A 14,411-nucleotide genomic window follows, 5' to 3' on the forward strand; every position below is an offset into this window, starting at 1 on the left:
CATGCTAAACATCACAAAAAACAGAATTGATCAATTTGTAAAATTAGAACAATTCAAATCAGGACAAATATTTAAAGAGCAAAAACACTATCAAGTAATTAGAAAAATTATTTGGGCATTTGTTGTCATTGTGGTGCTATTTCTTTTTCTTCCTTGGACTCAAAACATTCAAGGTGCGGGAAGTGTAACTACTCTGAAACCCAATCAACGCCCCCAAACCATTCACACAGCTATTGCTGGTAGAATTGAAAAATGGTATGTAAATGAAGGGGATTTTGTTGAAAAAGGAGATACAATTCTATTTATTTCTGAAATCAAAGAAGAATATCTAGACCCAAACTTGGTTGAAAATACTGGAAATCAAGTAAAAGCAAAAGAAAATGCAGTTATATCATATGCGGATAAAGTAAAAGCTTTAGATGCTCAAATGAGTGCTATTGAAAATGAGAAAAATCTAAAACTTAAACAGGCTCAAAATAAATTAAAACAAGCATATCTAAAAGTCCAAAGTGATAGTATTGACTTTGAAGCAGCAAAAACACAATTAACCATTGCAAAAACACAATACAATCGTTCCATAAATTTGAACAAGGAAGGTTTAAAACCCATGACAGATGTGGAAGAAAAAAGAGTAAAACTTCAAGAATCAGAGGCTAAAATCATCACACAAGAAAACAAATACATCACCAGCAAAAATGAAGTTTTAAACGCTACCATGGAGCTGAATAGAATAAGTGCAGAATATGCAGAAAAAAACGCTAAAGCGAGTAGCGACAAACAAACCGCTTTGAGTTCACAATTTGATACTGAGGCACAAGTTAACAAATTGAAAAACCAATACAATAACTATCAAATCAGAAACGGATTATATTACATAACAGCTCCTCAAGATGGATTTGTTAACAGAGCTTTGCAGTCTGGAATTGGTGAAACGATTAAAGAAGGAACACCAATAGTAAGTATTATGCCCGCAAAATATGATATTGCAGTTGAAACTTATGTTAATCCAATGGATTTTCCTTTAATCAACAAAGGTGAGAAAGTACGTGTGTGGTTTGATGGTTGGCCTACCATTGTATTTAGCGGTTGGCCTGGCGTTTCTTATGGAACTTTTGGTGGTGTTATCGTTGCAAAAGAAAACTTTATCAGTGCAAATGGAAAATATCGTGTTTTAATTGCTCCCGATCCTAAAGATAAAAAATGGCCTGAACAATTGAGTATTGGCGCAGGAACTCAATCTTTAGCACTACTGGATGATGTGCCCATTTGGTTCGAGATTTGGAGAACTTTAAATGGTTTCCCTCCTAATTTCTATCAACCAACAACTACAGAAAATACAAAAAAATGATGAAATCAAAAATACACTACATCCTTGTTTTTATTTGTAGCTCGATGGGGGTATTGGGACAAAATTTACCCACTGAATTCACCTACAATGAATTTTTGGGTTATGTGAAAAAATATCATCCTTTAGTAAAACAAGCGGATTTAAAACTCAATGAAGCGCAAGCTAATCTGATGCAAGCTCGCGGTGCATTTGATCCAAAAATTGAAGTTGACTTTAGTGAAAAACAATTCAAAGACAGTGAATATTATTCCATTTTAAACAGTAGCTTTAAAATTCCAACTTGGTACGGAATTGAGTTAAAAGCAGGATTTGACAATGCAGAAGGAATTTATTTGAATCCGGAAAACACTTTGCCTAATTCCGGACTTACTTCGTTTGGAATTTCGGTTCCCGTAGGCCAAGGTTTGTTTATCAATCAACGTATGGCTGATTTGAAAAAAGCAAAAATTGCTCGAAATTTAAATGTCGCTGAGAGAAATCTGCAAGCTATCGAAGTAATGTATGAAGCTTCTGTAAGCTATATGAACTGGAAAAGAAGTTATGATGAAGTTAAATTATACGAAACCTATTTAGAAAATGCTTTTGTAAGATATGATGGGGTTTCAAAATTAATTGAACAAGGTGACAAGCCAGCCATTGATAGTGTTGAAGCAGGAATTGTTGTAAAAACAAGACGTCTAAATTTAGAAGATGCTAAATTAAAATTAATCAAAGCAAAACTAGATTTATCTAATTACTTGTGGCTAGAAAATAACATCCCATTAGAATTAAACGACAGTTTACAACCTGAAAGTCTGCTAACTTTAACCATTAAAGAAACACTTCAAATTAATGAATTAGGCACTATAGATTTAGAAAATCATCCCAAAATTCAAGCTTTGGATGCAAAAATAAGTATGCTTAAGGTAGATAGAAGATTAAAAGCAAACGCACTCTTACCAAAATTAGATTTGAGTTACAATTACCTATCCGAACCCAGCTATATAGATAATTATCGTTTCGAAGATTATAAAATTGGCATCAATTTTTCATTCCCCATATTCTTAAGAAAAGAGCGAGGAAGTTTAAAATTAGCCGATTTAAAAATTCAAGATTCAGAATTTGGATTATTATTTGAACGCAAAAATCTAGAAAATAAAATTAAAGCACAACAACAAGAAATTACTTCTTTGCAAACACAAAAAGAATATAACAGTCGACTTGTAAAAGACTTCACTACTTTATTAAATGCAGAAGACCGATTATTCGAAATGGGAGAAAGTTCGTTATTCATTATTAACTCAAGAGAAAATTCTTTAGTTAGTTCTCAAATTAATGATATTGCCCTAGAAAATCGCTATTTGAATGCAATTCTTGGCTTGTACAAAACATTAGCAAACCCACAATAAATAAAAAAACCTTCGCAATGCGAAGGTTTTTAATCTTATATCCAAAAAAATATTAGTAACGACCTCTGTTGTTATCTCTATTGTTCGAATAACCACCTCTACCACCTGAATTACGATCGAAACTTCTTCTCTCTCCTTCTGGTTTTGGTTCAGATTTGTTAACCACGATTTTTCTACCTTCGATAGATCCTCCGTTTAATTCATCGATTGCTTTTTGAGCCTCAGCATCATTAGCCATTTCAACAAATCCAAATCCTTTACTTCTTCCGGTAAATTTATCAGAGATAATTTTAACTGATTCTACAGCTCCATACTCTTCAAAATAACCTCTTAAATCTGCTTCCTCTACACTGAAAGGAAGACTTCCTACAAAAATATTCATCTATGAAAAATTTAATTCCTCACAAAGGTAGACTATTTAATGTTGTCAAAAGGTTAAACTTTGATTTATTTTCAAAAAACAGTTAATTTAGTTAAAAAATTAAAAATCAAAAAGTTAGTTCATTAAAGAACGGGTATCATAATTCCTATTTTCTCGAAATTTAAAAATCTGTTTATTCTTCTATATCCGAAACAGATGATTAACCAAATAAACAACCCGTCATTTCATAATAAGCCTTCTCAATAGCTTCTTGATGCGATGGATGCGCAATTTTAACCAATTCGTTTACTCTTTGTTTCAAGGTTTTACCATACAAATCAGCAATCCCATTTTCGGTAATAACATAATGTACGTGTGCTCTAGTTGTAACCACTCCTGCTCCTTGTTTTAAATGTGGAACTATTCTACTTTCTCCCCTCTTCGTTATTGAAGGTAACGCAATAATAGCTTTACCCCCCTCACTTAACGATGCTCCTCTTATAAAATCCATTTGCCCCCCTACTCCTGAATACATTCTACTTCCTATGGAATCCGCACAAACTTGCCCCGTTAAATCAACCTCGATTGCAGAATTAATGGCTACCATTCTTGGGTTTCTTCGAATTCTAGCGGTATCATTCACCATAGAGGATTCTTTCATTTCGATAAACGGATTATCATCTACAAAATCATACAAACGTTTTGAACCCATCAAGAAAGTCGCTAAAGCTCTTCCTCTTAAAGTTCCTTTATAATTACAATTGATGACATCGTTTTCAATTAAATCAATAACCCCATCAGAAAACATTTCCGTGTGCAATCCTAAATCTTTATGATTTGTTAATTTACTCAAAGCTGCATTTGGTATTGAACCAATTCCCATTTGCAATGTACTTTTATCCTCAATTAAAGAAGCTACATACGTTCCTATTTTCTCTTCCTCTGCTGTAAAAGGGGTTACTGCATGAGCATAAATAGGCAGATTTACTTCGACTAAATAATCAATCTCTGAAACATGTAAAATTCCATCTCCAAATGTTCTTGGCATTTGAGGGTTAACCTGAGCAATTACAATTTTGGCATTTTCAATTGCTGCCACAGAAGCTTCAACCGAAACTCCTAATGAACAATACCCATGACTGTCTGGTGGTGAAACATGTATAAATGCTACATCTAGTTTTACTACATTTTTCCGAAATAATAATGGTAACTCACTTAAAAAAACAGGGGTGTAAGAACCATTTCCTGCTTTTAAAGTGTGGCGCACATTAGCTCCAATAAAGAAGGAATTTACATGAAAACTTTCAGCTAATTCAGGATTTGCATAGGGTGCCTCACCTTCTGTATGCAAATGACAGACCTCTACATTCCTAAGTTCCGATGCTCTATCAGCCAATGCTTTTGTTAAAATTGTTGGTGTAGCAGCGGCAGCTTGAACATACACTCTATCACCGCTTTTAACTACTTGTACAGCTTCCGCTGCAGTTACATATTTTCCCATACCTAATGAAATTTATACTGCAAAATTATGTTGTAATTTAATACTAAAATATGACATTTCTCATTTTTACTTAAAGGTTTTAGGGCTATACTAAAAAAATTAAATGGTTGTTATTGATCTCTAAAACATTACTATTTAAATTATATAATCAACATTCTAAGATGAAATGCTTGCAATTGAATTTGAATTTGTTCTTGTAATTGAACTTGAATTTGTACTTTTGTTTCGAAATTTTTCATTATGATTGTAATTAAAACCTCCGAAGAAATTGAATTAATGCGCGAAAGTGCTTTGATAGTTTCTAAGACATTGGGAATGATTGCCAAAGAAATAAAACCTGGCGTAACCACTTTATATTTAGACAAATTAGCAGAAGATTTTCTTCGTTCGCATGGAGCTGAGCCCGCCTTTTTAGGAATGTATGGTTTCCCCAATTCTTTGTGCATGAGTCCAAACACGCAAGTAGTTCACGGTATTCCAAATAATACCCCGTTGCAAGATGGCGATATCATTTCGGTGGATTGTGGTGCTCTAAAAAATGGTTTTTATGGCGACCATGCTTATACTTTTGAAGTGGGAGAAGTAGCGCCAGAAACAAAAAAATTACTTCAAGTTACCAAAGAATCGCTTTACGTTGGAATTCGTGAAACTAAAGTTGGGAATCGTGTAGAAGATATCGGACATGCAATTCAACAATATTGCGAAAGTCATGGTTATGGTGTAGTTCGTGAATTATGCGGACATGGTTTAGGCAGAAAAATGCACGAAGATCCAGAAGTTCCAAATTACGGGAAACGCGGTCGTGGAAAAAAATTAGTCAACGGAATGGTCATTGCAATTGAGCCAATGATTAACATGGGAACGAAAAATATCAAACAACATAAAGACGGTTGGACCATTACCACTGCTGACGGAAAACCAAGCGCACACTTTGAACACGATGTAGCCATTGTAAACGGAAAACCAGAATTGTTATCTACTTTTGCTTACATCTATGATGCTTTAGGGATTGTGAGCAATGAAGAAGATGGATTGAGACAAAAACCTTTAGTATTATAATTTAACTCATTTAACCAATGAATTGTAAAACCTGTAATTTCCAGCTTAGCAACACTGCTCAATATTGCTCTAATTGTGGAGCAAAAATTGTTCATGATAGACTTTCTTTAAAAGGGACTTGGGAGGAATTCGTTGGCCCTTTTTTTAGTTGGGATAATAATTTTTGGCGAACTTTTTTTGGGTTATTTAAAAACCCGAAAGATGTATTAGAAGCCTACATTACGGGGGCTAGAAAAAAATATTTCCAGCCTTTTTCTTATATAATTTTATATGCAACGATTGCCGTTTTTTTCTATAAATTTTTTCCATTAGAAATAATAGCAAATTATTCCGAAGGTCTTACTGACGGGTATCAAAATTCAAACCCGTCTAATAAGGTTCCCAAAATTGACATGAAGGCTTATGTTGAAGTATTAATGGGATATTACAACTTTTTTGTACTGTTATTAATTCCAATATATGCTATTGTAAGTTACATCCTATTCAAAAAGAAAGGACACAATTTTTTTGAACATCTTGTTTTCAACAGCTATTTACAAACCAATTTAGGTTTTATATCCTTAATACTTCAAGTTTTTTTAGTAAATGTATTGGGCATGGGATTTGGTTTTTACTCTATCTTGTTTCTATTCTTATTTATAGTGTTTACACTTTATGCATTTAAAGAATTATATCATCAAAATTTAAAGCAAAGTTTAGTATCGGGAATTAAGTACCTACTCCTTTTCTTTGGATTATATATTGGTGTAATTATTACATTTTCTATACTTATTGGAATTTTATACGCCTTAATTTTATTAAAATGAAAAAACTTTTTAAACTTATATTAAATACCATTCCACGTCCGATATTAATCCGTTTAAGTATTGTGGCGCGTCCTATTTTAGCTTTTTTATTAAAAGGAAGTCGCTTTACTGATCCTATTGATGGGAAAAGTTTTCGTATGTTTTTACCTTATGGTTATGGAACACAACGCAACAATGTGTTGTCACCAAGTACACTTTCTTTAGAAAGACATCGTTTGTTATGGTTGTATTTACAGAATGAAACCGATTTTTTTTCAGCACCAAAAAAAGTATTACACTTTGCACCTGAACAAGAATTTTACAAACGTTTTAAAAAACAATCAAATTTAGAGTATACAACCACCGATTTATTTTCGCCTTTAGCCGATGTAAAAGCAGATATTTGTAATTTACCTTTTGAAGACAACTCATATGATATGATTTTGTGTAATCACGTTTTGGAGCATATTCCAGATGACACAAAAGCAATGCAAGAATTATATCGTGTTTTAAAACCGGGTGGAATGGGAATCTTTCAAATTCCACAAGATTTATCAAAAGCCACCACTTTTGCAGATGATTCGATAACTGACCCAAAAGAAAGAGCTAAAATCTTCGGGCAATACGATCACGTAAGAGTTTATGGAAGAGATTATTTTGATAAGCTAAGAAGCATTGGTTTTAAAGTAGAAGAAGTAGATTATACCAAAACAATTGCTCCAGAATTAGTTGAAAAATATTGTTTAGCAAAAGGGGAAATTATTCCGGTTTGTTTCAAATAGGGGATTAGTAATGAGCCATCCAACAAAATACGATTTTTGTTTTGATTTAAGTTACAACCATGAAGTAAGTTTTTTTTTACCTTCTATTTTTTTATTAGAAAAAGACTCCTCCTTCAATTATGTAGAAAAAAAAATCACTAAAGATAATTTATCAATTTTCACCATTGAGTGGGAAGCATTAGAGGATGATATAAAGAAACTTTTTGAAATTGAAAAAACACTACAAGTTAACCACTTAGGTAAAAAGTTTTCAATTTCAAAAAAAAAGAGTTTTATAGATTTAAAATCAGAGAAAAATACTTTTAATGCATTTATAAATTATATTGATAGTAAAATTCATCTTTTCCTGTCTATCTGTAAGAAAAACGATTATTCCGTTTCAATAAATTTAAATCAAGAAAAAACTTTCTATAAATTCAAAAAAAACTTTAGTTGTTTTCAATTAAATCCATATCTAAAATTTGACAAACATGATAATGGAATGCACTATTCTTTATTTCTTGAATCAAATAAAGACAAAATAATTCCAAGTACAAATAAAACATTGATTCTATCAAATAATCCTTGCTGGATTGTAATGAATGATTCCATTCACCAAGTAAATTATATAAATGGAAATAAAATAAAACCATTTATTGATAAAGATAAAATCGAAATACCAACTTATCTTACCGCTACCTACTTTCAAAAATTTATAAAAGACGTAATAAAGCATGGAACCATAGAAGCAAATGGTTTTAAAGTTGAAAAAAACAATTGCCTTTTGGAGACTAAGGCATCTATTATTTATGATTTTTTTAAAGACACTTATGCGCTTGAACTTCAATTTGTTTATAAATATGGAATATTCTTAAGCACTTCTAATCAAAAAAATAAAACAGACTTAAATATTGAAGATCTTGACAATATTAGTGTTTTCAATCAGGAACGTGACAATAGCACTGAATCGCAATTAAAGACAAATTTAATAGCTATTGGATTAATTGAAAGTAATGGATTATTTTTTCCATCCAATCCCAAAGAAACCAACCTATTTTCTTTTTTAACGGATTACAGAGAAGATATTGAGAACGCGGGAATAAAACTTGTCGATCTTAGTTTTGACCATAAGAAAATTAAGTTAGAAAAGCCTGCTATATCGTTTAACAAAGCTATTATTAACGATTGGTTTGATTTAAAAATAAAAATAACAATTGGAGCATTTGAAATAGACTTTGTGCATATTTTAGAAAATATTAGAAACAACGATCCCTTTTTCAAACTAGAAGACGAGACATTTTTTGTAATTCCAACCGAATGGATGCAACGCTTTAGTACTTTACAGCATTTTATAAAGAAAGAAAAAAATCAAATAAAACTACCAAAAAACAAAGCAGGATTATTAAATAATTTTTTTGAAAAGACAACTGAAATTGATGTAGAAACAAAACCATACCAACCTTCTAATCTAGTTAAAACAACTTTACGACCCTATCAGAAAGAAGGCGTACAATGGTTGATGAAAAATTATCACAATCAAACAGGTGCTTGCCTAGCAGACGATATGGGGTTGGGAAAAACCCTTCAAACACTAGCTATGTTGGTAGCTATACAAGAAGAAATAGTTGCTTTTGAATCAGAAGGAGATATCGTACCTTTAGATTTGTTTTCTATAAAAACTATGAAAAAAGAAGCATTAAGAGCGTTGATAGTACTTCCCAACACTTTGCTTTTTAATTGGTATAATGAAACTCAAAAGTTTACTCCTCATTTTTCAAAAATTGTATATTCAGGACCAAAAAGAAAAGAAAATACATCCAGACTTTTGAATTATGATGTAATCTTCACAACATATGCAATCGTTTCAAAAGATATAGAATTGCTCCAAAAAATGAATTTCAGAGTTGTTATTTTAGATGAAAGTCAACAAATAAAAAATAAGGACTCAAAAATATTTCAAGCCATTAATAGTATAAACACCTCCTTTAGAGTTTCTTTGAGTGGTACTCCAATTGAAAATTCATTAAGTGATTTATGGGCGCAAATGCAGTTCATAAATCCTGATATTTTAGGGAGTTTTACTTTTTTTACAAAAAATTTTATTGTTCCAATCCAAAAGCAACAATCTGAGAAAGCGTTACAAACTTTACTTCAAATTATACAACCTTTTTTATTACGGAGAACAAGGGCAAGCGTTTTAAAAGAACTACCAGAACTATCGGAACAGATTGTGTTTTGTGAGATGAACAAAGAACAGAAAAAGTGGTATGAAACTGAAAAGTCAAAAGCTAGAAACCAATTGCTACAATTGAATGCAATAAAAGTTAATAAGATTCATGTATTGAATACATTAATGAAGTTACGCCAATTAAGCAACCATCCTAAACTAGTTGATACTAGCAGCAGCGCATCATCAGGGAAGTTTGAGGAAGTAACGCATTACCTAGAAAACATAAGAAGAAGCAACCTGAAGGTTCTTGTATTTAGTGCTTTTGTGTCTCATATTCAATTGTATGTAGAATGGTGCAAACAGAATAATTATAAGTATTCATTAATAACAGGTGCTGTAAAAGACCGACAAAATGAAGTAATAAAATTTGAAAATGACAACGAAAATCACTTTTTCTTTATTTCATTAAAATCAGGCAGTTCTGGTCTAAATTTAACAGCAGCCAGTTTCGTTTTTCTACTAGATCCTTGGTGGAATCCATCAATTGAAGAACAAGCTATTGCAAGAAGTTACCGAATGGGACAGAAAAATAAAGTAGCAGTTATGCGATTTGTTAGTAAAGAAACCATTGAAGAAAAAATCTTAATGCTACAAAAAACTAAAAAAGATTTATTTAATAGTGTTATTTCTGAAGAAATGATCGAAGAAGAAATTACGTCTAAAATTTCTGAAATTTTGTCATAAAAAAAGCCCTAGTTTTCACTAGGGCTTAACCAATTTAATTTTCAGGCATTAACATTCCAATTACTTTATCTTTCGCCAAATATTTTTTAGCTACATCTTGAAGTTCTCTGATAGTTAAATCATTTAATTTAGATTCAAATTCAAATACTTCTTCTGGATTAACACCATCTGTATATTGACGCTTCAAAACTGCCATCCAATATCGATTATCTTTCAAACTTTCTTTGTATTCCAATCTTGATGCTTCTTTAAATTTATCCAAATCTTTCTGTTCTGGACCATTAGTAACCATTTTATTTAATTCTCTTAAAGCAGATTCAGTAAGTTTTTCTGCATTTTCTGGTCCGCAAGGAAAAGAAATTGAGAAATTATAACTTCCGTAAGGCACTTTACTCATACTTCCTCTTGCCCCTACACCATACACACCACTTTCGTTTTCTCTTAATTCTTCTACTAATTTAATTGTTAATACTTCACCTAATGCTTTGAAAGCAAATGCTTCTTTTGCATCATATTTAGTATCACCATAAATCATAATATTTACAGTACTCTTTGGGTCTTTACCTTTATTGACAACTTTTTTGTGCGAACCTTTAAGCATTCTGTAGCCTAAATCTTTAGCACTTTCTTTAGTGTTTTTATCTGAAGGTAACGACGCAATGTATTTTGCTGCAAAAGCTTCTAATTGAGCTTCATCAAAATTTCCTACAAAATAGAAATTAAAATCAGCTGCATTTGCAAAACGCTCTTTGTATTTTTTATAAGCTAATTCATAATCTGCTTTATCAAAATCCTCTTCTTTTGGAAACCCTCTAAATCTTGGATTTTCCTTGTTCAAATACGAATAAAACTCATTTGAAAAATATGTAGCAGGCTGTGACATCAGATTTGCCATAAAACCTTTTTGCTTTGTAATAAAACCTATAAAAGCATCTTTATCAAAATTCAAATCGGTAAAATATGCATATGTCATTTGGAATAAATACTCTAAATCTTTTGGAGTTGAAGAGCCATTTAATCCTTCATAAATTCCTGAAACATAAGGATTGACTCTTGCAATTTTTCCAGTCATAAACTTATTAATGTCATTTTTTGACATCCCTGAAAAACCTGCCTCTGATAAACCTCCCATCGCTAATGAAACTTTATCCATTTCATCATTTGAGAACAAATTAGAACCTCCAAAACTTACCGCTTCAAACATAACTTGGTCGTTTTTGAAATCTGTTTTTTTGTAAACAACTGTTGCTCCGTTTGAAAGTTTTAAAGTAGTCGTTCCTAATTTGGTATTGCTTTCTTTTGAGACGACACTTCCTTCTTTAACTGGATTTCTTAATAAGCTTTCCGAAACTTTTGTTTCCGTGTAGGCAGTTAATTCACTTTTGTTTACTTTCAATGAATTTAAAACTTCTTGTTCCGTTGGTTTTATCAATCCATCTTTTTCAGGGCCAGTTAAAATAACTACTCTATTATCTTCCTTCAAATATTTTGCAATTAACCCATTTGTATCTTCAACAGAAATGGTAGGTAACATCTTTTTAAAGATATCAAACGTCCATTCGATACTTGGTATTGGTTCTTTTTCTAAGAAATTTGATTGATATTCAGATACGAAGTTTTCAGATTCACTTTTCTCTCTTTCATTGTATTGTCTTTCTATTTGGGATAAAAATTCTGCTTTTGCGCGATCTAATTCTCCTTGGGTAAACCCAAATAGCTTCACTCTTTCATTCTCTTTTACTAAAACCTTTAAAGCTTCTAATTGCTTGTCTTGTGCTACCATAGCAAAAGATTGAAAAGCTTCTTTAGTTCTTGCCCAAGTACCTCCATGATAGGTGTAACCAAAGTTAAAAGGTGGATTTGGACTGTTTTGTAACTCTTCCAATCTGTTATTTAACATAGTAGAGAAAAGTCCTTTTGCTAGATATTCTTTGAAATCACCTATAGTAGTTACTTTTTTAGGCGCATCATAATCTTTGTATAATAACTGTACCTCTGCAAAAGCAGCTTCCTTGTCTGATTCAACAGCTACAAAAGTTTCTTTGTGATTAGGTACATCATAAAATTTTCGCTCTTTCTGTTTCTTCGGATTTTTATAGTTTCCAAAATGAGTGATAATTTTTTGCTCCATTTCGGCAACGTCAATATCACCAACAACAATTACTGCCATTAAATTTGGACGATACCAATCTTTATAAAAACTCGTTAATTTATCATGAGTGAAGTTTTCTAAAATCTCTTTTTGACCAATAGGAAGTCGTTTAGCATATAACGAATTGTACATCATTTTAGGCATAAAACGACCCATCATTCTTTTTTCAGCACCCAACCCTAAACGATATTCTTCTAAGACAACACCGCGCTCTTTATCAATCTCTTCCGGAGTTAAGGTTGTATTAAACGCCCAATCTTCTAAAATTTGGAACCCTTTTTCTACTTTTTCTTTGTCATCGGAAGGAATAGGTAAAAAATAAACGGTTTCATCAAAACTAGTATAGGCATTTAAATGTTGTCCAAACTTAACTCCGATACTTTGTAGGTAATTTACCAATTCATTTTTGGGGAATCGCTTTGTTCCATTAAAACACATATGCTCCATAAAGTGAGCTAAACCTTGTTGTTCATCTGTCTCTTGAATGGAACCAGCATTGACAACTAAACGCAAATCAACCTTATCTTCAGGCTTTGCATTCTTACGGATATAATAGGTTAATCCGTTTGATAATTTTCCGATTTTTACATTTGGATCAGTCGGAATTGGATCTTCAAGCTTAAAGTCCTGCGCAAAAAGAAACGCTGGAGTCAATAGCAATAAAGAAATGGAAAAGTGAAATTTCTTCATAAATTTGTTTTTGTTGTGATAAAATTATTTATATAACAACAAAATCAAAAATATATTATGCAAGTTTTAACAATTAATTTCGCATTTAGAATTAGTCTACAATTAAAGAATTAAAGTTTTCTGTAGTGAATTGCTGCATTTTATTACTTTCATCAGCATACAAAAGCATTACATATAATTCAGGATGCTTCTGCAGAAATATTTTGTTTTCCTCTAAACTCATCAACATAAAAGCCGTCGCATAACCATCAGACAACCCAGATGATTTTGATAAAACAGTTGCACTTAAAACAGTATTTTTTTGCGCTAATCCTGTTTTGGGATTGATGATATGAACAAACTTCTTACCTGTTTTTTCATCAATCAATACTTTACGATAATTACCTGAAGTTGCCATTCCTAAGTTTTCTAGATTGACTTTAGCAATTAAAGTACGTTCTTCTGGTTTTTGTAATGGATCGTCGATTCCTACTACCCAATTCTTATTGTCAATCGTATTTTTACCCAAAGCAAATAATTCGCCACCAATTTCAACAATGGCATTTTCAATTCCTTTCGATTTTAAATAATTCACTACAACATCTACCGAATATCCTTGAGCAATTGCATTAAAATCGATGAAAGTTTGCTTGTGTTTTTTGGAAATAGTTTTGTTTTCATTCAATTTAATTTTATCAAAACCTACAAATTGCAATAGACTATCAACTTGTTTTTGAGACAGATTTTCTTGCTTTTTATTTGGTCCAAAACCGTATGAATTCACTAAAACACCAATTGTGGGATCAAACAAACCATTCGTTTCTTTATAAATTTGGTTGGAAAGTTGAAACGTTTCTGCGAAGAATTCATCTACAACAACAGTAGAATCACCAGCATTAATTTTAGAAATCTTAGAATCTGGTCGGTATGTTGAAAGCGATAAATCAAAAGCAGTCAACAACGAATCAATTTGAATTTTAGTTACTCTTTGTTCGGTAGCGATGTATTTTATAGAGTAAGTACTCCCTTGTGCTTCGCCTTGAATGGTATAAAAATCTGTAGTTTTTTCACATGAAACTAATAAAATTGATACAACAAGTAAACTACAAAATCTCTTTAATTCCTTCATAATGTAAAATATAATCTTGATTTTTTAATATCGGTTTTTCGAAGTCCTCAGCATTGGCAAAACCAACTCCCGCAAACAACACTTTTGCCTTTTTCCCTTTGGCGTGATTGATGAATGTTTCCATAAACAACACATCATAATCGGCAGGATTGTCAGGATAAGTCACCGCTTGTACCATCACAAAATGCAACGTATTCGTAGGTTTATCTACACAAACAAATTGCGGATGTTTTTTCAACTGGCTGTTAATAGCGATGAACTCAAATCCTTGTTTTTCGAGTTCTTTACCCACGTGATTCATGGCCAAATGATGTAAGTCTTGTTGTGATAATGGTTCCATAAAG

Annotated in this window: 11 protein-coding genes; 6 read left to right on the forward strand and 5 right to left on the reverse strand. The window is 31.9% G+C overall.

The window, feature by feature from the left end; genetic code table 11:
* Position 1 precedes the first annotated feature (1 nt).
* Positions 2-1,348, forward strand: coding sequence for an HlyD family secretion protein (locus BUE95_RS01540; RefSeq protein WP_073580746.1), 1,347 nt, complete (start codon positions 2-4; stop codon positions 1,346-1,348).
* Complete coding sequence (locus BUE95_RS01545; protein WP_073582356.1) at positions 1,348-2,736, forward strand: TolC family protein; 1,389 nt, start codon at positions 1,348-1,350, stop codon at positions 2,734-2,736. The genes BUE95_RS01540 and BUE95_RS01545 overlap by 1 nt, the downstream gene beginning before the upstream one ends.
* A gap of 52 nt (positions 2,737-2,788) precedes the next feature.
* On the opposite strand, the gene BUE95_RS01550 is transcribed toward BUE95_RS01545, so the two are convergent.
* Together BUE95_RS01550 and BUE95_RS01555 are read right to left on the reverse strand one after the other, a co-directional pair.
* A complete protein-coding gene (locus tag BUE95_RS01550; protein WP_073580748.1) occupies positions 2,789-3,118 on the reverse strand; it encodes an RNA recognition motif domain-containing protein in 330 nt (109 codons plus the stop codon).
* Between the two features lie 199 nt (positions 3,119-3,317).
* A complete protein-coding gene (locus BUE95_RS01555) occupies positions 3,318-4,598 on the reverse strand; it encodes an acetyl-CoA hydrolase/transferase family protein (RefSeq protein ID WP_073580750.1) in 1,281 nt (426 codons plus the stop codon).
* A 240-nt stretch (positions 4,599-4,838) separates the two neighbouring features.
* Here BUE95_RS01555 and map point away from each other — a divergent pair, with 240 nt between their 5' ends.
* The 4 genes from map to BUE95_RS01575 are packed head-to-tail and all read left to right on the forward strand — an operon-like array spanning position 4,839 to position 10,117.
* Complete coding sequence (gene map, locus BUE95_RS01560) at positions 4,839-5,657, forward strand: type I methionyl aminopeptidase (RefSeq protein ID WP_073580752.1); 819 nt, start codon at positions 4,839-4,841, stop codon at positions 5,655-5,657.
* Positions 5,658-5,674: 17 nt separating this feature from the next.
* Positions 5,675-6,463 (forward strand): DUF3667 domain-containing protein, encoded by a 789-nt coding sequence (locus BUE95_RS01565; RefSeq protein WP_073580754.1) that lies wholly within the window; start codon positions 5,675-5,677, stop codon positions 6,461-6,463.
* Positions 6,460-7,224, forward strand: a complete 765-nt coding sequence (locus BUE95_RS01570) for a class I SAM-dependent methyltransferase (protein ID WP_073580756.1) — start codon at positions 6,460-6,462, stop codon at positions 7,222-7,224. The genes BUE95_RS01565 and BUE95_RS01570 overlap by 4 nt, the downstream gene beginning before the upstream one ends.
* 10 nt (positions 7,225-7,234) lie before the next feature.
* Complete coding sequence (locus tag BUE95_RS01575; protein WP_073580758.1) at positions 7,235-10,117, forward strand: DEAD/DEAH box helicase; 2,883 nt, start codon at positions 7,235-7,237, stop codon at positions 10,115-10,117.
* A 34-nt stretch (positions 10,118-10,151) separates the two neighbouring features.
* Here the strand turns inward: BUE95_RS01575 and BUE95_RS01580 are convergent, their stop codons facing one another.
* From BUE95_RS01580 to BUE95_RS01590, 3 genes are all read right to left on the reverse strand, one after another.
* Entirely contained in the window at positions 10,152-12,959 is a 2,808-nt protein-coding gene (locus BUE95_RS01580; RefSeq protein WP_073580760.1) for a M16 family metallopeptidase, read from the reverse strand.
* Between the two features lie 91 nt (positions 12,960-13,050).
* A complete protein-coding gene (locus tag BUE95_RS01585) occupies positions 13,051-14,067 on the reverse strand; it encodes an FAD:protein FMN transferase (protein WP_073580762.1) in 1,017 nt (338 codons plus the stop codon).
* Positions 14,042-14,407: a Na(+)-translocating NADH-quinone reductase subunit F gene (locus tag BUE95_RS01590; protein ID WP_073580764.1), complete on the reverse strand. Its 366-nt coding sequence runs from the start codon at positions 14,405-14,407 to the stop codon at positions 14,042-14,044. The genes BUE95_RS01585 and BUE95_RS01590 overlap by 26 nt, the downstream gene beginning before the upstream one ends.
* Positions 14,408-14,411 lie beyond the last annotated feature (4 nt).

This window comes from Flavobacterium cucumis (assembly GCF_900148835.1).
Lineage (GTDB): Bacteria > Bacteroidota > Bacteroidia > Flavobacteriales > Flavobacteriaceae > Flavobacterium > Flavobacterium cucumis.